Source organism: Micromonospora sp. NPDC048887 (assembly GCF_040649715.1).
Taxonomy (GTDB): Bacteria; Actinomycetota; Actinomycetes; order Mycobacteriales; family Micromonosporaceae; genus Micromonospora.
Map to the genome: position 1 here is coordinate 68,140 of NZ_JBEZGA010000011.1, position 20,640 is coordinate 88,779.

At 71.5% G+C, this 20,640-nt stretch carries 19 protein-coding genes; 10 read left to right on the plus strand and 9 right to left on the minus strand.

Features of this window, described 5'->3' with window-relative positions:
* The first annotated feature begins 24 nt into the window (after window positions 1–24).
* From AB0C17_RS18315 to AB0C17_RS18330, 4 genes are all read left to right on the plus strand, one after another.
* Window positions 25–2,403, plus strand: a complete 2,379-nt coding sequence (locus tag AB0C17_RS18315) for a M28 family peptidase (RefSeq protein ID WP_357383403.1) — start codon at window positions 25–27, stop codon at window positions 2,401–2,403.
* 236 nt (window positions 2,404–2,639) lie between these two features.
* On the plus strand, window positions 2,640–3,218 hold the full coding sequence (locus AB0C17_RS18320) for a YciI family protein (RefSeq protein WP_357383401.1): 579 nt from the start codon (window positions 2,640–2,642) through the stop codon (window positions 3,216–3,218).
* Between the two features lie 23 nt (window positions 3,219–3,241).
* Window positions 3,242–3,976, plus strand: coding sequence for a hypothetical protein (locus AB0C17_RS18325; RefSeq protein ID WP_357383399.1), 735 nt, complete (start codon window positions 3,242–3,244; stop codon window positions 3,974–3,976).
* Between the two features lie 426 nt (window positions 3,977–4,402).
* Window positions 4,403–5,296, plus strand: coding sequence for a hypothetical protein (locus AB0C17_RS18330; RefSeq protein WP_357469970.1), 894 nt, complete (start codon window positions 4,403–4,405; stop codon window positions 5,294–5,296).
* Window positions 5,297–5,460: 164 nt separating this feature from the next.
* Here AB0C17_RS18330 and AB0C17_RS18335 read toward each other — a convergent pair whose 3' ends face one another.
* The 3 genes from AB0C17_RS18335 to AB0C17_RS18345 form a co-directional block, all read right to left on the minus strand.
* Window positions 5,461–5,715: a Smr/MutS family protein gene (locus tag AB0C17_RS18335; protein WP_013288724.1), complete on the minus strand. Its 255-nt coding sequence runs from the start codon at window positions 5,713–5,715 to the stop codon at window positions 5,461–5,463.
* 59 nt (window positions 5,716–5,774) lie between these two features.
* The gene (locus AB0C17_RS18340) at window positions 5,775–6,137 is read right to left on the minus strand and encodes a tetratricopeptide repeat protein (protein ID WP_357383397.1); all 363 of its coding nucleotides are present in this window, start codon (window positions 6,135–6,137) and stop codon (window positions 5,775–5,777) included.
* Between the two features lie 91 nt (window positions 6,138–6,228).
* Entirely contained in the window at window positions 6,229–6,999 is a 771-nt protein-coding gene (locus tag AB0C17_RS18345) for an ROK family protein (RefSeq protein WP_357383395.1), read from the minus strand.
* Between the two features lie 85 nt (window positions 7,000–7,084).
* Between AB0C17_RS18345 and AB0C17_RS18350 the strand changes: the two genes are divergently transcribed.
* Both AB0C17_RS18350 and AB0C17_RS18355 read left to right on the plus strand, forming a co-directional pair.
* The gene (locus AB0C17_RS18350; protein ID WP_357383393.1) at window positions 7,085–8,722 is read left to right on the plus strand and encodes an ABC-F family ATP-binding cassette domain-containing protein; all 1,638 of its coding nucleotides are present in this window, start codon (window positions 7,085–7,087) and stop codon (window positions 8,720–8,722) included.
* Window positions 8,723–8,760: 38 nt separating this feature from the next.
* A complete protein-coding gene (locus AB0C17_RS18355; RefSeq protein WP_357383391.1) occupies window positions 8,761–9,078 on the plus strand; it encodes a hypothetical protein in 318 nt (105 codons plus the stop codon).
* A 111-nt stretch (window positions 9,079–9,189) separates the two neighbouring features.
* Here the strand turns inward: AB0C17_RS18355 and AB0C17_RS18360 are convergent, their stop codons facing one another.
* The 3 genes from AB0C17_RS18360 to AB0C17_RS18370 all read right to left on the minus strand — a co-directional run bounded on the left by AB0C17_RS18360 (window position 9,190) and on the right by AB0C17_RS18370 (window position 12,201).
* Window positions 9,190–10,131 carry a cation diffusion facilitator family transporter gene (locus tag AB0C17_RS18360; protein ID WP_357383572.1) on the minus strand — a complete coding sequence of 314 codons (942 nt, stop codon included), beginning with the start codon at window positions 10,129–10,131 and terminating at the stop codon, window positions 9,190–9,192.
* Between the two features lie 227 nt (window positions 10,132–10,358).
* Complete coding sequence (locus tag AB0C17_RS18365; RefSeq protein ID WP_357469963.1) at window positions 10,359–11,429, minus strand: sporulation protein; 1,071 nt, start codon at window positions 11,427–11,429, stop codon at window positions 10,359–10,361.
* A gap of 148 nt (window positions 11,430–11,577) precedes the next feature.
* Window positions 11,578–12,201, minus strand: a complete 624-nt coding sequence (locus AB0C17_RS18370; RefSeq protein ID WP_357479517.1) for a TetR/AcrR family transcriptional regulator — start codon at window positions 12,199–12,201, stop codon at window positions 11,578–11,580.
* A gap of 118 nt (window positions 12,202–12,319) precedes the next feature.
* Here AB0C17_RS18370 and AB0C17_RS18375 point away from each other — a divergent pair, with 118 nt between their 5' ends.
* From AB0C17_RS18375 to AB0C17_RS18385, 3 genes are all read left to right on the plus strand, one after another.
* Window positions 12,320–13,006, plus strand: coding sequence for an SDR family NAD(P)-dependent oxidoreductase (locus AB0C17_RS18375; RefSeq protein ID WP_357383385.1), 687 nt, complete (start codon window positions 12,320–12,322; stop codon window positions 13,004–13,006).
* 77 nt (window positions 13,007–13,083) lie between these two features.
* Complete coding sequence (locus AB0C17_RS18380) at window positions 13,084–13,281, plus strand: ester cyclase (protein WP_357383383.1); 198 nt, start codon at window positions 13,084–13,086, stop codon at window positions 13,279–13,281.
* Between the two features lie 12 nt (window positions 13,282–13,293).
* Window positions 13,294–13,968 carry an NAD(P)-binding domain-containing protein gene (locus AB0C17_RS18385; protein ID WP_357479519.1) on the plus strand — a complete coding sequence of 225 codons (675 nt, stop codon included), beginning with the start codon at window positions 13,294–13,296 and terminating at the stop codon, window positions 13,966–13,968.
* Between the two features lie 54 nt (window positions 13,969–14,022).
* Here the strand turns inward: AB0C17_RS18385 and AB0C17_RS18390 are convergent, their stop codons facing one another.
* On the minus strand, window positions 14,023–15,423 hold the full coding sequence (locus AB0C17_RS18390) for a glycoside hydrolase family 6 protein (RefSeq protein WP_357383379.1): 1,401 nt from the start codon (window positions 15,421–15,423) through the stop codon (window positions 14,023–14,025).
* Window positions 15,424–15,674: 251 nt separating this feature from the next.
* On the opposite strand from AB0C17_RS18390, the gene AB0C17_RS18395 reads away from it, so the two are divergent.
* On the plus strand, window positions 15,675–16,967 hold the full coding sequence (locus AB0C17_RS18395) for a GAF domain-containing protein (RefSeq protein ID WP_357383377.1): 1,293 nt from the start codon (window positions 15,675–15,677) through the stop codon (window positions 16,965–16,967).
* 403 nt (window positions 16,968–17,370) lie between these two features.
* Here the strand turns inward: AB0C17_RS18395 and AB0C17_RS18400 are convergent, their stop codons facing one another.
* Window positions 17,371–18,438 carry a DUF2855 family protein gene (locus tag AB0C17_RS18400; RefSeq protein WP_357383375.1) on the minus strand — a complete coding sequence of 356 codons (1,068 nt, stop codon included), beginning with the start codon at window positions 18,436–18,438 and terminating at the stop codon, window positions 17,371–17,373.
* Between the two features lie 71 nt (window positions 18,439–18,509).
* On the minus strand, window positions 18,510–20,636 hold the full coding sequence (locus tag AB0C17_RS18405; RefSeq protein WP_357383373.1) for a radical SAM protein: 2,127 nt from the start codon (window positions 20,634–20,636) through the stop codon (window positions 18,510–18,512).
* Window positions 20,637–20,640: the final 4 nt, after the last annotated feature.

Here is a 20,640-nt window from a genome sequence, read left to right on the forward strand (position 1 = left end):
GTAGATCCACCCCGAGGAGTCCCCGTGGGCGCACCCCCCACCCGCCCCGCCGACCGCGCGTTCACCAGGCCCCGCCGCCGGCCGATCGCCGCCGTGGCCGCCCTTGCCGCGCTGCTCGCCGTCGGGGCGGGCGTCCTGGTCGGTCTCGCCACCCCGGCGCCGCGTCCGGCGGACGCGCCCGCGGGCGAGTTCAGCGCCGCCCGGGCGTACCGGAACGTCCAGGTGATCGCGGCCGAGCCGCACGTGGCGGGCAGCGCCGCCAACGACCGGGTACGCGAACACCTGGTGGCGACGCTGCGCGGGCTGGGTCTGGAGACCGAGGTACAGGACGCGGTCGCGCCCGAGGCCGGGCAGTTGTCCGGCGCGGCGGGCGGGGCGACGCTGGCCCGGGTCCGCAACGTGGTGGCCCGGCTGCCCGGCACCGACCCGACCGGGAAGGTCTTCCTGGTCTCGCACTACGACTCGGTGCAGACCGGGCCGGGCGGCAACGACGACGCGGCCGGCACCGCAGCGATCCTGGAGGTGGCACGGGCGCTGACCACCGGGCCGCGACCCCGCAACGACATCGTCTTCGTGCTCACCGACGCGGAGGAGGCGTGCCTGTGTGGGGCCGCCGGGTTCGCCGGCGACCACCCGCTCGCCCGCGACGGCGGGGTGGTGCTCAACCTGGAGGCGCGCGGCTCCACCGGCCCGGTGATCATGTTCGAGACGTCCCGGGACAACGCGAAACTGGTCGAGATCTTCGGCAAGGCCGCGCCGCACCCGGTGGGCACCTCGTTCGCGGTGGAGATCTACCGGGCGCTGCCGAACGACACCGACTTCACCGCGTTCCTGGACCGGAAGTTCGTCGGGCTCAACTCCGCCTACATCGACGGCGGGGCGATCTACCACACCCCGCTCGACGTGCCGACCCGGGTGGACCGGGGCAGCCTCCAGATGCACGGCGACAACGCGCTCGGCCTGGCCCGCGAGTTCGGCCGTACCGACCTGGGCGACCTGCGCGCCGGGCACGACGCCACCTACTTCCCGGTGTTCGGCGCGCTGGTCCGCTACCCCGGCTGGCTGACCCTTCCGCTCGCGGTGGTCGCGCTGCTCGCGGTCGGCGCGCTCGGCTGGCTGCTGCGCCGCCGGGGCCGGGCCACCGCCGGCACGCTCGCCGCCGGCTTCGGCCTGGCCCTGGTGCCGGTCGTCGTGGCGCCGCTCGGCGCGTGGCTGCTCTGGGCCGCGATCACCACGATCCGGCCCGGGTACGCCGAGCTGCTCGACCCGTACCGCCCGGTCTGGTACCGGCTCGCGGTCGTGGCGCTCGCCGCCGCTGTGCTGTTCTGCTGGTACGCGCTGCTGCGCCGCCGCGTCGGCCCGGCCGCGCTGGCGTTCGGCGGGCTGGCGTGGCTCGGTGTGTTCGGGGTACTGCTCGCCGTGGCGGTGCCCGGTGGGGCGTACCTGACGACAGTGCCGGCGCTGGCCGGCGCGCTCGCCGGTCTCGTGGCGCTCGTCACCCGGCGTGACGGTCCGTGGCCGGTGGTGGCGGTGACGCTCGCCGCCTCGGTGGCGGTGGTGGTCCTGCTGCCGCCGGTGGTGCTGCTGTTCCCGGCGCTCGGCATGGGCATGGGCGCGGTAGCCGCGCTCGTCGCGGTGCTGCTCGGCCTCGCCGTACTCCCGGTGGTGGACCTGCTGCACCCCCGGGCCGGCGGCCAGCGCGGCCTGCTCGCGCTGCGCGCGCGCCGGCTCGGCGCGCTGCCCGCCGCGGCCGCCGCGCTGGCGGCGGTGGTGCTCGCCGGGGTCGGCCTGGCGGTGGACCGCTTCGACGCCGCGCATCCCGTGCCGACCCACCTGATGTACGCGCTGGACGCGGGCACCGGGAAGGCGGCGTGGCTCAGCCGGGAGGAGAAGCCACAGCCCTGGACCGACGGCTACGTCGACCGGAGCATCTCGGTCGCCGACGACTTCCCCGGGCTGGGCAACGGCGAGATGCGCGCCGGACCGGCCGACGCCGCGCCCCTGCCCGCACCGAAGCTCGAACTGCTCTCCGACAGCGGCTCGGGCGACCAGCGGGTGCTGCGCGTGCGGGTGACGCCGCAACGGCAGGTACGCCTGCTCACGCTGCACGTCGACACCACCACCGCCACCGTGCGGTCCGCCTCGGTGGCCGGGCGGGACGCGCCGGTCGAGCCGGGCGGCGGGAAGTGGGGCTTCGGAATCGTGTTCCACGCCCCGCCGCCGGAGGGTGTCGAGGTGACGCTGACGTTGACCCCGGCGGCCGGGCCGGTGAACGTGCGGGCCATGGACGCCAGTGACGGGCTGTCCGGGGTGCCCGGCTTCCGGCCTCGGCCGGAGGGTGTGGGCGTGGTCGGCTCGCACAGTTCGGAGATGCTGGCGGTGGCGCGCACGTACCCGCTCTGACCGCCGATTGATCGACTCCACCTCGCCGGAGTGGCGGTATCCCGCGTGCGGATACCGCCACTCGCGATCCCTGCCGGGCGTGCGGTTCCAGACCGTGGTGGCGATTCCGGCGTCCAGGAAGGCGCCGGCAAGCGCGCGACCCATCGGGCCCAGGCCGAGCACCGTGACAGACGCGCAGTCGAGCCCGTGGCTACGTTCGTTGATCGACGGCGGGCCACGTCCGCGAGACTCGGGGCATGGAGTTCTTCTGCTACCACCGCGATCGGCTCGGCTCGGCAGCTCTGCGTCAGGAACTGGTCGAGGAACACTGGTCCTACATGGACCGGTACGCGGGGCAGATGATCGCGCGCGGACCGACCCTCGCCGATGACGGCTCGCCCACCGGCAGCGTGCACATCGTGAGCCTGCCCGACCCCGCCGCCGCCCGGGCGTTCGCCTTCGACGAGCCCAACTACCAGGCCGGCGCGTACCGGGACGTGATGCTGCGTCGGTGGCGCAACATGCTGGGCCGCAGCATGTGGGACTTCCCCGGCGGCCGGACCGGTGGGAACCGCTACCTGGTGCTCGGCCTCGGCCCGGAGCAGAGCGGCGGCCCGGTGCTTCCGCAGCAACAGGACGAGCTGATCGCGTACGGGCCGCTGCTGTCCGACGACGGCGTGACATGGCTCGGTACGGCGGTGCTGGTGCGGGCGGCCGGGCCGGACGAGGCGCGCGCCGTGCTGGCCGACCGGTACGCCCAGGTGGAGTCGCACAACTGGATGTTCGGCGGACGCCCGGACCAGGGCGTCGCATCTCGGCGCAGCGAACGGGGGTGAACCCCGGTTGTAGGGTCGCGGAAGTGATCGACGCGATCTCGGCCGCCGTGGTGCGGCACCGACGTCCCCTCCTACTCGCGGGCCTGCTGGTGGCGGCCGGGAACGCCGCCGCCATGGGCTACGCCCCGGACGTGGCGCGGGCGTCGACCCTCCCGCTTCTCCTCCTCGCGCTGACCCTCCTGATCCTGGCAGTCATCCGCATGGGGACACGGCCCGCCGCTCTGGTGGTGTTGCCGCGAAACGCGGCCTTCGCCTCACCGGTCCCGGCGTGGCGGGTCCTCCTCGCCCTGGGGCTCCTCGGTCAGTCCTCCGCAACCGCCGGCTCATACCTGCGTTCCGTGGACGCGGGCACCGCGACCACGTCCGAGGTCGTCATCGGCCTGCTCTGGCTCGCGCTGATCGCGCTGCTGGTAGCCACGGCGTGGCGCGGGCACAGCGTGCGGCTCAGCCCGGACGGCGTACGCACGATGGGACTCCTCGGGTCGAGGATGATCCCGTGGGAGGCAGGGCCGCGCGTCGAGGGTCCGAGCAACGACACGCAATCCACCCTGCGGCTGCCGTTGACGATCGCGAACCCGGCGCTGGTACGGCGTCGTGGCCTGGTGGGCCGCCCCGCGATACCCGTCGACGGCGTCCAGCCCGGCTTCCTCGCATCCGTGATCGACCACTACGTCGCCCACCCGGACCATCGGGCCACCATCGGCACGCCTGACGAATACCGTCGGCTGGTCACCGACCTGCGGGGTACGGCCGGCTGAGCCGGCTGCCGGCATCACTCCGTCACCGCCACGCCGACCGCCGAACCAGTGCCAGGCCTCGGTGATCGCCACGAGATCGCGGCCGACGACCGGCCACAGCAGCTCGACTGCTTCGACGAGTTCGCCCACGTCACGGCACGCTACTGGCGTGCCCCACTACTTCCAGCGGCATTAATCTCGGCTATCGGCAAGGACGACCAAAGCGGGCTTCCCGCCTCCCGACCTGGTACGCAGACTGTCGACAGATCTTGGTGTCATAGTCCGCGCAGCCCGACGCGCGGAGGCGAATCGGTGCACGTTGCCGCCCGCCACCCGAACCGTTTACTGATCGACGGCGCTGCATGCGGGCCAGCGATACGACCGGGGCATCGGAGATGGGGCGACTCGGCTAGGATTCGGTCTCCTCCTAGCGGAATTGGAGTTCGAGTGCGTCCAAACAAGGTCTTGGCTCTCCTTGCCGTCACAATTCTGGGAGTCGGCCCCGGCTTCGCCACCCCCTCCACAGCATCTGCCTATTCGGCCAGCGATGGCAATGCTCAGGCCCTAGAAGCGGGACCTGCCCCGAGCCACCCCCTGCCCGAGGATGCAAGTGCCGCCAGCGTGTGCGACGGGCCCTACCATCATGCAGAACTCCTCACGGCTTTATCTACCGAAGAGGATCATGGCTGCTATGCATTCGCCACGCCCTACAACGGGTGGATTGGGGTAAATGGCCAGATAACCACGCCGACTGAAGATCCACAGCTCTACTCGACCTACACTGATCACGTTAACGGGTTCGTGCAGATGGTGTCCACCGGGTCGAATTGGTCCGTCTGGAACGCGTGGCTGCAGATCGGTTGGTACAGCGGCACAATTCTTGGCTGCCCGACCACGCCGACCAACGAGTACCGCCTCTATGTCGAGTGGAAACTCCCAGGCCAAAGCACAAGCTGCAGGCAGGTGAGCCCGCTATCCAAGGGCGGATCAGTGATCTATCGGGTTGAGTTTGAAGGTAGCGGGTGCTGGCGGGCCTACTACAACTACAACTCGCTTGCAGAGCGGGTCTGCGGCCTGCCGAACTCGATGGCCGCGTCGACTTCAAACGAGCTGTACAACGGCACTGGCCGCAGCACCAAAATGCCCCGCTCCACGTTTGGGGCAAGCGATCCGAACACGAATGCAGCTCTGCGAATCAAGGGTGCTTCCGGCTATCAGCCCTGGGACAGCTCACTGACCAAAGGCGGCACGATCCTGAAGGACGAGAGGGGATCGTTTTGCCCTTGCTATGTGAACTCACCCTATGCCGCCTACTACCACACGGTGAGATACGGGGGATGATCCCTTAACGTGAAGCCCCGGAACGGCCATCGATCATGGCGGCCGAGAAGCGAGGACCAGGAGGAGGACGACCGTCCGGAGCCCGACGACGGCCGGGAACGGCATGATCCTGCTCCTGGCCCATCTGAACGGCCCACGGTGCGGGTCAGGGGGGTATGCGGCCGCTACTTCCAGCGGAAGTGCACGAACAGCCGGCCGAAGTTCTTCGAGTCCTTCTCGACCCGGTGGTAGAGCTGCTTCACGTCCTTCTGGTCGAGGAAGCGCAGCACCTTCTTCTTGAGCGCGCCCGACCCCTTGCCCGGGATGATCTCCACGAGCGTGGCCTTCTTCGCGACCGCCTCGTCCATGATCCCGCGCAGCGCGCGGTCGATGTCGTGGCCCTTGTTGTAGATGTCGTGGAGGTCGAGCTTGAGCTTCACGGTCCCATCCTAGGTACGCGGAAGGGCAGCCCGGGCGGGCTGCCCTTCCGCGTCATCGGTCAACGACCGACCTTGCCCTCCACCCGCCGCAGCGCGGTGGCGTAGTCGGTGTTCGTCGAGTACATCGCGGCCGCGATGCGCAGGTGCCGCAGCGCGTCCGCTGGCCGGTTCATCCGCTCCAGCGTGCGGCCGAGCACGTGGTGCGCGTAGTGGTCGCTCGGGTCCCGGTCGACCAGCTCGCGCAGCTGCTCCTCGGCCCGGTTGAGCTGGGCCGACTGGAAGTACGCGCGGGCCAGCAGCTGCCGGACCGAGGAGTTGTCCGGCTCGGCCTCGATGATCGGTTCGAGCAGCCGGGCCGCTCCGGTCGGGTCACCCGCTTCGAAGAACATGGTCGCCCGCCGGTACTCCGCCAGAAGATCCACTCGACCCACCTCCCCCTCGTGTCGCGCCAGGCCCTAAGGTCCGACGCTGGCACAACACCGGCGCGAGCGCGAGTGTTCCTGCCGGCGAAGATCAGCCGGTCGGGTCGTACCGGCCGCCGATCAGCTCCCAGGCTCGGACACCACCGACGATTCCGGCAGTGTTCGGGACGATCACCACGTCGTCGCCCATCCGGGCCACCTGCTCGGGCCGGATCAGCCGGGAGTTGCCGCCGCCGAGATACAGCCGGTCCCAGCGGAACACCGGCCGCAGGCCGTCCACCACCTGCCGGATCCGCCGCGACCAGAACGCGTCGCCCAGGCGCCGCCGTTCCGGCTCCCCCACGTACGTGTCGTAGGTGGTGTTCCACCGCACCGGCGCGTGCGACAGCTCCAGGTGCGGCGCCAGCACCCCGCCGTCGAACAACGCGCTGCCAAGCCCGGTGCCGAGCGTCAGCACCAGCTCGCAGCCGGTCCCGGCGACCACGCCCGCGCCGTGCACCTCGGCGTCGTTCAGCACCAGCGCGGGCACGCCGAACGCCTCGGCCAGCGCGGTGCGCGCGTCGTACCCGGACCACTCGGCCACCAGGTCCGGGTCGACGCGGCTGCGCGGCCCGGAGCGGGTCACGTAGTGGGGCGTGGCCACCACGACGCCGTGCCGGATCATGCCGGGCATGCCGACTGTGAGCCGGTCCGCCGTGGGCAGGCGGGCGCCGAGATCCAGCAGCGTCTTGACGAACAGGCCGGGCGGCAAGGGGTACGGCGTGGGCACGCGAAGCGGCCGGGCGCGCATGGTCCCGGCGGCATCCAGCACGGAGGCCTTGATCCCGCCGCCACCACAGTCGATCGCCAGTGTGGTCACCACGGCTGTGAGTCTCCCTCAGATCGGCGCCGGCGCGGGCGCGGGTCACGGTAATCCGGATGCGCCCGCCGGTAGGCTCGGTCACCTGATGAGCGCCACGTTGATCGCCAAGGACCTCACCGCCGGCCACGGTGACCGCATCCTCTTCGAAGACCTCGACCTGGTCGTCGCACCCGGCGACGTGGTCGGCCTGGTCGGGGTGAACGGCGCCGGCAAGTCCACGCTGCTGCGTACCCTCGCCGGTCTTACCCCCCGCGAGCAGGGCTCGGTCGCGCTGAGCCCGCCCACTGCGACTGTCGGCTACCTGCCGCAGGAGCCGGAGCGCCGCCCCGGCGAGACGGTCCGCGACTTCCTGGCCCGGCGGACCGGGGTGAGCGCCGCGCAGGCCGCGCTGGACGCCGCCACCGAGGCGCTCACCGCCGGGGCGGCGGGCGCCGACGACGCGTACGCGAACGCCTTGGAACGCTGGCTCGACCTCGGCGGCGCGGATCTTGACGAGCGGGCCGAACAGGTCGCCGCCGAGCTGGGTCTCGACGTCGGCCTGGACCACCCGATGACCGGCCTGTCCGGCGGGCAGGCGGCCCGCGCCGGGCTCGCGTCGCTGCTGCTCAGCCGGTACGACATCTTCCTGCTCGACGAGCCCACGAACGACCTCGACCTGGCCGGGCTGGACCGGCTGGAACGTTTCGTCACCGGCCTGCGCGCCGGGACCGTGCTGGTCAGCCACGACCGGGAGTTCCTCACCCGCACCGTCAACCGGATCGTCGAGCTTGACCTGCACCAGCGGCAGGTCAAGCACTACGGCGGCGGCTACGCGGCCTACCTGGAGGAGCGGGAGGTGGCGCGCCGGCACGCCCGCGAGGAGTACGAGGAGTACGCCGACACGAAGGCCGGCCTGGAGGCGCGTGCCCGCACCCAACGGGCGTGGATGGAGAAGGGCGTCAAGAACGCCCGCCGCAAGGCCACCGACAACGACAAGATCGGCCGCAAGTTCCGCACCGAGTCGACCGAGAAGCAGGCCGCGAAGGCCAAGCAGACCGCCCGGCTGATCGAGCGGCTGGAGGTGGTCGAGGAGCCGCGCAAGGAGTGGGAGCTGCGGATGGAGATCGCCGCCGCGCCCCGCGCCGGCGCCGTCGTGGCCTCGCTCCGGCAAGCTGTGGTACGCCGTGGCGGGTTCACGCTCGGGCCGGTGGACCTCCAGATCGACTGGGCCGACCGGGTGGCGATCACCGGGGCGAACGGCTCCGGCAAGAGCACCCTGCTCGCCGCGCTGCTGGGGCGGCTGCCGCTGGACGAGGGGCACGCCGCGCTCGGGCCGGGGGTGGTGGTCGGCGAGGTCGACCAGGCCCGGGGACTGTTCCTCGGCGACCAGCCGCTGCTCGACGCGTTCGGCGCCGCCGTACCCGATCTGGCACCGGCGGACGTGCGGACGCTGCTGGCGAAGTTCGGGCTGCGCGCCGACCACGTCCTGCGGCCGGCCGCGACGCTGTCCCCCGGCGAGCGGACCCGGGCCGCGCTGGCCCTGCTCCAGGGCCGGGGCGTCAACCTGCTGGTGCTCGACGAGCCGACGAACCACCTCGACCTGACCGCGATCGAGCAGTTGGAGTCGGCGCTGGCGAGCTACCCGGGCACGCTGCTGCTGGTGACCCACGACCGGCGGATGCTCGACGCGGTGAGCGTGAACCGGCGGCTGCGCGTGGCGGACGGACGGATCGCCGAACACTGATCCGTGCCGACCGGCGCGCGGGGGTCCACAATGAGCGCATGCTCAAGTGGGAGTACGCGCTGCTGGTCCGCCGCCGCCAGGCCGCCGCCACCGACGCCGGGTGGGAGGTCGTCTTCATCTGGTACGGCCCGGACGGCTCCATGATCGACGTGACGCCGTACGGCGACACCGCGCTGACCCACCTCAACCGGGCCGGTGACCAGGGCTGGGAGCTGGTCGCGATGAGCGAGGACCCGTCGCTGCCGGGCAACAACGAGCTGCACCGCTACCACCTCAAGCGGCCGAAGACCGCACCCGCCCAGCCCCGCCAGCGCATGCGAGGCTCCCGCACGGTCCGCCGAACCCTCTCCCCCTAACCCCCACCCACGCGATCTTGCGGTTTCGGCCCCTCGCTTGCCCCTTTTGCGAGCTTGGTCCGGGCCGAAAGTCCATGATCGAGCGGGCGGAGTCGCGAGTGCCGGGTGGGGTCAGGTGCCGGGGGCGGCGGCTGCCGGTGCGGGCTGCCGGTCGATGTCGGGTTCGAGGTAGATCGCCGTGGCGATGGGCAGCGCCCGGCGGATCCGCGCCTCGGCGTCGTCGATGGTGGCGGCGACGTCGGATCCCCGGTCTGAGGTGCTGATCGCGATCTTCGCCGCGACCAGGAGTTCCTCCGGCCCCAGGTGCAGGGTGCGCAGGTGGATGACCCGGTCGACGCCCGGGGTGGAGACCAGCTCGGTGTTGATCGTGCTCACCTCCTCGGGCAGGGCGGCCTCGCCGATGAGCAGGCTCTTCGTCTCGACGGCGAGGACGACGGCGATGACGACCAGCAGGACGCCGATGCAGAGGGTGGCGATGCCGTCGAAGAGGGCGTTGCCGGTGAGCACGCTCAAGCCCACACCGGAGAGGGCGAACAGCAGGCCGAGCAGGGCTCCGGCGTCCTCCAGCAGGATCACCGGCAACTCCGGGGCGCGGGCGTGGCGGACGAAGGAGACCCAGCTCCGCTTGCCGCGTACCTTGTTCGCCTCCTTCACCGCGGTCCGCAGGGCGAAGCCCTCCAGAGCGATGGCGATCAGCAGGACGGCGACGGCGATCAGCGGTGAGGACAGCTCGTGCGGGTCGCTGATCTTGTGGTAACCCTCGTAGACGGCGTAGAGACCGCCGAGGGTGAACAGGATGATCGCGACGATGAACGAGTAGACGTAGCGCTCACGGGCGTAGCCGAACGGGTGCAGCGCGGTCGGGGCACGGCGGGCCCGCTTGCCGCCCACCAGCAGAAGGGCCTGGTTCGTGGAGTCCGCGACCGAGTGCACGCCCTCGGCGAGCATGGACGCGGACCCGGTGATGCCGGCGGCGACGAACTTGCTCACCGCGATGCCCAGGTTCGCGGCCAGCGCCGTCACCACGGCCCTGGTGCTGCCCTCCGCAGCCATCGGCTGTTCCCCCTCGTCGTACGTCACGGTTTTGGGGGGTCAGTGTGCCAGCGGCCCGGCCGACCCGCCGACCGGGGTGCCGGTCGGGATTTCGGCCCGGCGGGCGGGGCGGAGCAGCCGACGGCCGGCGGCCCGGAAAGGTCTCCCGGGCCGCCGGAGACGGTGCTACCTCGTGCCGGTCAGGTCGCCGGCAGGTCGCCGCCGGTCCACTGCGGATGGCACATGAGTCACTCCTCTTCGCCGCCGCTCTCGTCGTCGCCGAAGGAGTCGAAGACCTCGTCGGCGACCATGCCGCCGGCGAAGCCGAGGGCGGCGCCACCGACCACGCCCGCGGCGACGGCACCCATGCCGGGGCCGCCGTGCCGCTCGTGGTGGTGCTCGTCCTTGTGGTGGCCGTACGCGGCGTGCCCGTATCCGGGAGCGCCGTACGCGGGCTGCCCGTAGCCGGGCGGCGGGGGCGGGTAGCCGGGCGTGCCGTATCCCTGGGCGGGCGGGGCGTAGCCGTGGCCGGCGTGCCGGCTCTGGTAGCCGTCGAGTGCCTGGCGGACCCAGGCGTCGACCTGCGCCGCCCAGTCGACGCGGTCGGCGTCGGCGTGTGCGACGTGGTAGCGGCCGTAGGAGTCATGGCCGCCGGTGAACAGGCCACCGCGCTTGTCGAACTCCAGCACCACGTCGATTCCGTGCTCGTTCGCGACGAAGGTCAGCTCGACCTCGTTCACGCCGTGGGCGTACTGCGGGGCGGCGTAGTACTCGATCTCCTGGTAGAACGGCAGGCTCTGGTGCAGGCCGGAGATGTGCCCGCGTTCCAGGTCGGCGCCCTTGAACCCGAAGCCGAGCCGGCCGAACGCCTCGAGGACGCGCTCCTGCGCCGGCAGCGGGTGCACGTACACCGGGTCGAGGTCGCCCTTGTCGATCGCACCGCGGATCGCGACCTCGGTACGCAGGCCCATGGTCATGCCGTGCAGACGCTGCCCGTACAGGTCGGTCACCGGGGTCTCCCATGGCATCGCCACCTGGAACGGCAGCGACAACCGCTGGCCCTCGCGCAGGTGCAGAGCACCCGCCACCTGTACGCGGTGGAACTCGACGAGGGCGTCGTACTCCTCCTCCGCGCCGTCGATCTCCACCCGGGTGACCAGCCCGACGGTGATGTGGTCGATCTCCACGTCGTGGCTGCCACCGGTCAGGTTCACCTGCCCGCCCAGCATCAGCCCCGGGCGGGTACTCGGATTGGACAGGACCGTATCGACGCTCGGGCCGCCCACCCCGAACGCACCAAGCATCTTCTTGAACACCACGAACCTCTCCCTCGACGACCGCCGTACGCGCGACACGCGGACCGTGAAACCCTTGTGTCACAACGACATCAACGGCGTCCATGATGGAGGCCGCCGAGCGGGGAAGCCAGAAACGCCACCTGAGAAGTAGCTGGGTGAATCCAGGTGGCTACCCTCCGGCGCCGGGGCGGAGCGCCGCGACGGCGCGCATGGCGACGTCGACGGAGGCCTGCAGGTCCTCGCGGCTCGCGCCGGCCGCGGCGTGGACGGCATGCCCCTCGCTGAGCGCCATCACGAAACGGGCGAGCGCCCGGCTGTCCATGCCGTCCGGGAGATCGCCCTCCTTCGCCGCGCGGGACAGCCGCTCCTCGAGCGCGGCCTCGGTGGCCGCCCGGCCGGCGGCGAGGATCTCGGAGATACGGGCATTCTCCGGGGAGCAGGCGAGGCCACCCTGGATGGAGAGGCAGCCGGCGGGGTGGCCCCCGGCGGTCAGGTTGTCGGCGCTGGCGCGCAGGAAGACTTCGATCGCGGCGTACGCGGTCGGTTGTTCGAGGGCGGCGCGCGCGTTCGCGAGGTTGGTCTCGTGGTAGCGGTCGAAGGCCCGCTTGAACAGCTCCTCCTTGCTGCCGAACGCGGCGTAGAGGCTGGGCCGGTTGATGCCCATCGCCTTGGTGAGTGAGCTGAGCGACGCGCCCTCGTAGCCCTGCCGCCAGAAGACCTCGGCGGCCCGGTCGAGGACCGTCTGCTCGTCGAATGCCCGCGGCCGCCCGGGGGTCGGCGTCTCAGTACTCATGCCTCGACTATACCGCTCGGTACAGAACGTGACCCAGCCCACGAACCGGTCGGTACAGAATGCTGCTACGGTGAGCCGTGAACCGATCAGTACAAAACTGGGAAGGCGAGGGAAGATCATGACCGTCACCCTGATCACCGGCGCGAACAAGGGCATCGGCTTCGCGACCGCCAGACAGCTCCTCGACCTGGGGCACGTCGTCTACGTCGGAGCGCGCGACACCGGGCGGGGCGAGGAGGCAGCCTCGGCTCTGGGGGCGCGATTCGTGCCGCTCGACGTCACCGACGACGACTCGGTGGCCAAGGCGCTGGCGACCGTCGACGCCGACGAGGGACGGCTGGACGTCCTCGTCAACAACGCCGGCATCGCCGAGAACGGTGTCGTCGACGGCCCCACCGCCCTCCGCGTCTTCGACACCAACGCGGTCGGGATCGTCCGTGTCACGGAGGCGGCGCTGCCGTTGCTGCGCCGGTCGTCCAACCCCGTCGTGGTCACGGTGTCGAGCAGCGCCGGCTCCTTCTGGGCGGTCACCGACCCCGAGCGGCCGGAGTACAACCTGACCTCACCGCTCTACTCGGCGTCGAAGTCCGCCGCCACGATGATCACCCTCCAGTACGCCAAGTCCCAGCCGGGGATCAGGTTCAACGCGGTCGAGCCGGGCTACACCGCCACCGACCTGACCGCCTCGATCGGCGGCGGCAGGACCCCGGCGGAGAGCGCCAGGACCGTCGTACGCCTGGCGACGCTTCCCCCCGACGGCCCGACCGGAACCCTCCAGGACGACCTCGGGCCCTTGCGCTGGTAGCCACCCGCTCCGAGAAAGCAACTCCGACCAAGCAGACCGAGACCCCGGCCGGGGTCCGCACATCAGAGGACAGTGACATGACCCAGCACGATCTCCGCGACTGGTACCTGCGCTACGGCACACCGGTGAAGGAGTGGCTGGGCGTACCGCCCTCCGGCGCCTCGTTCGAGATCGTCGAGTACGCCATCTACAAGGTCAGCGACGGGCGGTTCGCGCAGATGACCGCCCCGCACGACTCGGCCGAGATGCTGCGGCAGCTCACCGCCGCCCGCTGACGGGCACCGACGATGACAACCATCGGCATCATCGGCGCGGGCGAGGTCGGCAGCCAGCTCGCCCGCGCGGCGGTGGCGGCCGGGTACCGGGTCGTGATCGCCAACTCGCGGGGACCGTGGACGCTGACGGACCTGGTGGCCGAACTCGGGCCGTCGGCGCGGGCGGCGTACGCGCCGGAGGCGGCGGCAGCGGGCGACTTCGCGATCGTCGCCGTACCGCTGAAGGTCGTGAACGACATGCCGGTCGAGGAACTGGCCGGCAAGGTCGTGCTGGACACGAACAACTACATGGTCTGGCGGGACGGGAACATCCCGGTCCTCGACTCGGGCGAGAAGACGGTCCACGAGCTGCGCCAGGAACAACTCCCCACGTCGAAGCTCGCCAAGGCGTTCACCCACATCCAGGCGCCACGGCTGCTGACCTCGGCCCGGCCCGCCGGCGCGCCGGACCGGCTGGCGCTGTCCGTCTCAAGCGATCACCCGGAGGCGGTCGAGCTGGTGACGCGACTGTACGACCGGTTCGGCTTCGACACCGTGGACAACAGCCCGCTGAGCGAGTCCTGGCGTACCGGCCCGGGCCAGCCGGCGTGGATCCGCCACGCGCACCAGGACCGGGAGGAGCTGGCGCGCAATCTGAGGCGGGCACGGCGGCTCGTGACTCCGGTGCGGACGGCAGCGGAGAGGTGAGAGGCCCGGCGCGGAGAGCGATCCTCCGCGCCGGGCCCCGGGTGCCGGTTCCGGTCAGGCGGCGCAGGTGGCGGTGGCGCCCTGGCCGGTGCCGGTGCCCTGGAAGCCGAAGTTGGTGGTCTGGCCGGCTCCGACCTGCCCGTTGTAGCCCACGTTCGTGAACCGGACGGTGCCGCTGGTGCCGCTGGCCTGGGCGTTCCACGTGCCGGTGATCGAGGCGCCGCCGGGCAGCGCGACGGTCACGGTCCAGCCGTTGATGCCGGTGGAGCCGGCGGTGACGTTCACGCTCGCGGTGAAGCCGCCGTTCCACTGGTTGATCGCGACCGACGCGGAGCAGCCGTTACCGGCCGGCGGCGGGGTGGTCGGCGGCGCCGTGGTGGGCGGCGCGGTCGTCGGCGGCGCCGTGGTGGGCGGCGCGGTCGTCGGCGGCGCCGTGGTCGGCGGGTTGGTCGTCGGCGGCGCGGTGGTGGGCGGGTTCGGCGCGCCGTTCGCGAGACTGAAGGCCAGGTCCGGCTGGAACGAACCGGCCGTGTAGCGGCAGCCGTCCGCCTCACCCGGCGGCTTCACCCAGAGGTACGCGTCGATGTTGGCGTCGCCGGTGTTCGTGGTCGGGTACTGCCCGATCCGCCGGTCGGTGTTGTCGTCGGCGCACCAGTCACCGGCGGCTCCCCCGTTGCGGCTGGTGTCGATGACCTGCCGCTTGCCGGAGATGCCCATGCCGTTGAGCGCGGAGATGACCGCCCGGCCGAAGTTGGCCTCGCTGGAGGTGGGGTTGAAGTTCGACACGTTCGTGAAGAAGCCGTCGGCGTACTGCACGCCGGCCGCCCGCAGCCGGTTGGCCGTGTCGTTCGCGCTGTTCCAGGTCGAGTGGCCGCCGTCGAGGTAGACCTTGGCGTTGGGGTTCCCCGACTTGATGGTCTGGGTCGCCGTGGTGAGCGCCTGGTTGCGGGCGTTCAGCTCGCTGGGGCTCAGGCAGGTCTGGAGCGCGAGCGAGTCGGTCTCCAGGATGATCAGGACGGTCTGGTTGCCGAGTCCCCTGGCGAAGTTGGACACCCAGGTCTGGTACTGGTTGAGGTCCGGCGCCCCGCCCGCGCTGGCCCCGCCGCAGTCCCGGTTGGGGATCTCGTACACCGACAGCACCGGAATCTGCTGGGCCGCGTTGGCGGCGCCGACGAAGCCGGAGACCTCGGACTGGATGGTCGACGGGTTGAAGTTGGCGTACCAGCGGGCCTGCGGCTGGCTTGCGATCTTGTCGCGGATGACGGCTGCCCGCGAGTCACCGGGGTTGGCGGCGACCCAGCGGACGACCGCCGAACTCGGGTCGCGGTAGAGCGTTCCGGACACGGTGCCGGCGGACGCGCCGCCGACGGCGAGGCAGACACCAGCCGCGGCGGTGCCCGCGACGGCCGCCACGCTGATGGCCGCTGACCTGCGGCGGGACGAGAGGATAGCCACGACGTGTTTCCTCCTGATCACATAGATGTATCTAAGTTCATGGGAGCGTTCCCACGACGGTAACGGAGGCGGGCGTCGATGCCAAGATGTGAACGGCAGCCACTCTCGGAGGAAGTGCCCGGAGTCGGCCGGTCGGCACGTTCCACCGGTATGCCGGACGGCGGCCGCGCGGCCCTACCCGTAATCTGACCATGGTCACCGGCGCGGGCCCGCCGGCCGACCGACGACGCCGGTGCGGAGGGAGACCAGGGATGACGGCGCTACCAGGCCAGCGTCCGACCACCGTGGGTTCACCGGTCGCCGCGCGAGCCGCGGACGAGGACCTGCGGACGCTGTTCGGGCAGTCCATCGCCGTCTTCGCGGCCCTCGCGGGGCCGACGCACGTGGTCGAGGCGGCGAACCCGGCGTTCTTCGCGGCCATCGGCGAGGAGCGCGCGCGCACCGGGGTCACGCTCGCCGAGTTGATGCCCGAACTGGACGGTCAGGGCTTCATCGCCCTGCTGGACGAGGTCTACCGCACCGGCGAGTCCTACACCGGCCACGACGCCCGGATCATGCTGGGCACCGGGTCACAGGCCCGGGAGACGTTCTTCGACTTCACCTACGAGGCACGCCGCGACGCCGCCGGCACGGTGACCGGGATCCGGGTCATCGGGGTGGAGACCACACAGGTCAAGCAGGCGCAACGGCTGATGGCCGAGCACCGCGCCATGCTGGAGCAGATCGCCCGTCAGGCCCCCCTGGCCGAGGTGCTCGACGGGATGGCCCGCCGCATCGAGAACCTCGCGCCGCAGGAGGTGCTCGTCTCCGTCCTGCTCGCCGACACCGACGGCCGGCACCTGCGCCACGGCGCCGCGCCCAGCCTGCCCGACTTCTACAACGAGGCCATCGACGGCATCGCCACCGGTGAGGGCGTCGGCTCGTGCGGCACCGCGGCGCACCGGCGGGAACCGGTCATCGTCACCGACATCGCCACCGACCCGTTCTGGGTCGACTTCCGCGATCTGGCCGGGCGGGCGGGGCTCGCCGCCTGCTGGTCCACCCCGATCCTGGCCCGTGACGGCAGCCTGCTCGGCACGTTCGCCATGTACCACCGCACCCCGCGCGTCCCGCAGGACGCCGACCTGGCCCTCGCCCGGGTCTTCGCCGGCACCGCGGCCCTGGCCATCGAACGCCACCACATCGAGGAGGCGAAGGCCGCCGCGGACGCCCGCGCGCGGGCCGCCCACGACGAACTGGCCCGGGTGGTCCGGGCGGAACGGGAACTGCGGGCCGAGGCGGAGCAGCGCGCCGCAGCCGCCGCGGAACTCACCGCCCGGCTGCGCGCCGCCGCCGCCGCGCAGGCCGCCTCCCCTCGCCCCGAGCGGTGTCAGCTCGGCGGCAGCGACGGCTGCGCGGCACCCGCCGAGATCAAGGTCGCCGACTCGTGGGGCGACTCGGCGTGGGGCTGCCCGGTCCACGTCGAGGAGGCCATCATCAACGTCCGCTCGGTCTTCATCGCCAACGAGGAGCTCGGCGGCCTGGCCGCCTACGTCAACCGCTGACCACTGACAGTGCCCGGCGGCAACGTCCGGAACCTGTGCGTGCGGCTGGCCGTCACGCCCGGGTGCGGGCCTAGCGTCGGGCGGGCGCGGCCGGCTCGTGAGCGGGACGCGCCGCGGTGAACGGGCTCCGCAGGCGCGTCATGGATTCGGCGCTGACGTCCGCGGTCGGGCTGCGCTCGTCGTCGGTGGCCCCGAGCCCGTCTACACGGAAGGGGTTCAGGGCGAACGTGTTGTCGGGCACAAGGTGCTCCAAGGGAATCTGCACGGCAGCGCTCGACTCAGTCATCGCGGCTGGGAAACCGTGGGAGAAGCAAGGGGTGGCGATCAGTCTTCGGTACCCCGCGTCGTCAGCCTAGCGCGCATCGGCCGGGCGGGCGCGCCGCGGTCGAAATCGGCGATGTTCTTACAGCTGGACGACGTGCCCCACCCGTGGTGGCGTACGGCCCGCGAGGACGTCGAGCCACGCCTCCCGCAGCGCCTCCGGGCCGGTGCCGACCCGCACGTCGAGCCATCCGCTCACCACCTGGGAGAACCGCTGCCAGGCATCGGCGAACCGGTCGTCGAGGCCGGCGCGACCCCAGTCCCGACTGCGCTTGCGGATGCGTACCGGCGCGAAGAAGACCTCCCCGGCGGCGTCGGCGTTCGGCGTCTGCTGGGTGAGCCCGACGGCGATGTCCCGGACGAGGAGATCGCCGAGGTGCGTGCGCAGGGCGGCGCGGGTCGCGGGTGAGCCGGACAGGTCGAGGTAGACGGTCGGTGCGGCGTCGAGCGTGCCGATGTCGTCGTACGAGACGACCTCGTCGTAGCAGCCCAGCGCACTGGTGAAGGCGACATTGCCGGGCGAGGTGAGCCCGATCAGGCGTGGGCCGCGCCCGTGCAGTTCGAACGCGGCGGCGTACGCCGTCTTGCTCGACGCCGACGACAGCACCAGTGACCGCGCTCCGTAGGCGCCCTCGTCGAGGATCTGGTCGGCGAGCATGAACGAGGTGAAGAACAGCGGCCGGAACAGGATCAACAGGTCCTCCTGATCCGCCCGGTACGCCGGATCGCCGCCGGTCGACCGGTAGGCGTTGTACGGCGAGGGCAGGCCGGCCCGGTGTGTGCTCGCGTCGCGGAAACCGGACGCGTCCACCCGGTCCGGGCGCACCACGAGGTGACGGGCGGGCGGAAGATAGCCGTACACCCGCTGGCCCGGTTCGACCCCGGCCACCGCGGACGCCTCGACCTCGGCGAAGCCCCACAGTGGTGGGAGGCCCCACCGCTCGTCGAGCGCGCGGGGAGCGGGCGGGAAGAACTCCCAGTAGCGCATCGCCTCGCCGAGCACCGCGTACGTCACGTTGTTCGCGGTCAGGCCGACGCGCTCGACGCGCAGCAGCGCCTCCCCGTCGGAGAGGCCGGGCGCCGGGCCGCCGACGAGCGTGGTGTCGGCGAGGTCGTCCCGGGCCACAGCGAACGTCCACGAGTCAGGCATGGTCTGACGCTAGGCAGGCGCGGCCCCGGAGACAAGATGCACTGCGAGTGCAAAATCCCACTCCGCGCGGGTCACCGCACCGGCTCGGCCGGAAGCTGGTGCCGGCGGATCAGCCGCTGCCCGATGAAGGTGCGCCAGACCCGGTCGGCGACAGCCGGTTCGACGATCCAGAGGCGGCGCTGCGCGTCGGCGAGGGTGAGCGGCGCGCTGAACAGATCCAGGAACAGCCGGCTGCTGCGGTTGAGGGCGAACACCTGGCCGTCGGTGCGACGGAACAGGTGCCGGTTCGCCGGCAGCTCGCCGGGTGCGCCCTCCTGCTCGTCGGAGCGGATCCGCCGGTACGCGTCCCACACCTGCTCGTCGTCGCGATCCACGAAGACGCCGTTGGCGAGGAACTCGGTCTCGTCGTCGGTGTCGTGCCGGACCCGGTCGTGGGCGAGCACGCCGCGCACCGCCGTGCCGTACCGGTCGTGGTAGAAGAACGTGTGCGGGGTGTCGGTGCTGCCCAGCCAGGGCCGGTGGAAGTGGCCCGGGTTCAGGTCGGCCTTGGCCCTGGCCACCTCGGCCTGCGCCGCCTCGGTCACCGGCTCGTCGTACCGGAGCATCCGGACGATGTCCGAGCCCTCCACCGGCCGCACGTTGGTGATGCCGAACCGCTCCGGCTCCTTGGCGACGATGGCGCCCGGGGTCAGCATGAAGTCGCCGAGCCCGCCGAGGGTCCACAGGTCGGGGTTGTCGCGCAGGAACGTGATGCTGTCCAGCGCCTCCTCCCGGGTCTCGGTGGGGAAGCCGGTGAAGCCCATCATCTGCACGCCGATGTTGGCCTTCGTCATCGCGGTCATGGTGCGCCGCACCTGCTCCGGCTTGGTGCCCTTGTCGATCAGGTCGAGGATGCGCTGGTTGCCGGACTCGAAGCCGACCGACACGGCCACGCAGCCGCTGCGCCGCAGCAGCTCGCAGCGCTCGTCCGACCAGTACTTCTCCAGCCGGATCTCGGCGCCCCAGCGGAAGTCGAGCCCACGCTCGACGACCTGCTCGGCGAAACGCAGGATGGTAGCGGGCGCGAGCACGTCCACCGAGAAGTAGATGAACTTGGCGAACTTCGACAGTTCGGTGACGTCCGCGACCATCTTGGTCACCGTGTCCTGCCGCCACGGGCTGGTGGGGCCGTCGGTGTTCAGGCCGTAGTCGCAGAACGTGCACTTGTTCCAGTAGCAGCCGCGCGTCGGCGAGTAGTAGACGAACCGCTCCGGGCTGAGATAGAGGTCCCACGGCAGGCCGGAGAAGTCCGGCACCGGCACCTGGGCCAGGCGCTCGTAGCGCAACGGCAGTTGACGCTGGCGGCCGTACCTGGGGTGCAGGCGGACGTTCGGGTGCCCGGCCGGCAGCGTGCCGGTGGCGACCGCGTCCAGGATCTCGGTGTACGCGCTCTCCCCCTCCCCGACCACTATCGCGTCGAAGTCGGCGAGCACCTGGAAGACGTACTCGGGCCGGCCGGCGCACTTCCAGAGGTCGGAGATCTCCGTACCGCCGGCGACGAGGAAGGCGTCCGGGCAGGCCCGGCGCACGAGCCGGGCGATCCAGAGCGCGAACGGTAGCTGCCACTGGTAGGTGACGCTGATCCCGATCACCTGATGGTCGCCGGCGGCCAGCCGCGGGATGAGCACGTCCTCGTAGTACGGCTGGAAGGGCCGGTTGAGCCGGCCGAGCAGCGCCTCGTCGGTCAGCGCGGCCACCGAGCCGATCGAGACCATCGGTGGTGGCTGGAGCCGGAAACCGGCCCGGAACTGCCCGGGGAAACCGACCGCGCCGAGCGCGTCCATCCAGGAGATCACGCCCTCGACCGCGTCCTGGTAGTGCCGGTAGTCGTAGAACAGGTTCGGGTCCTGCAACACGCCGATCGACCGGCGCAGCCGCTCCGGGTCCGGGTCGGGCAGGCCGAGGTGGTTCGCCCGGGCCATCAACGCGTCCGGGCCGCTGAGGTCGTCGGTCGAGCGCCGGGACAGTTCCCGTCGCAGCCACTCGTACGCCCCCGGGGTGTACGAGTGGTGGAACGCCTCGATGTTGGCGTCGATGATCTCCGCCGGCCGGTGCCCCTGCGCCCGCGCGTACGAGTCGAGGTAGTTCAGCGAGTGGTATCCCGACGTGGGGTCGGTCAGCGGGGGGTAGACAAGTGCCGCCTTCACCGTTGCGGTCATCGAC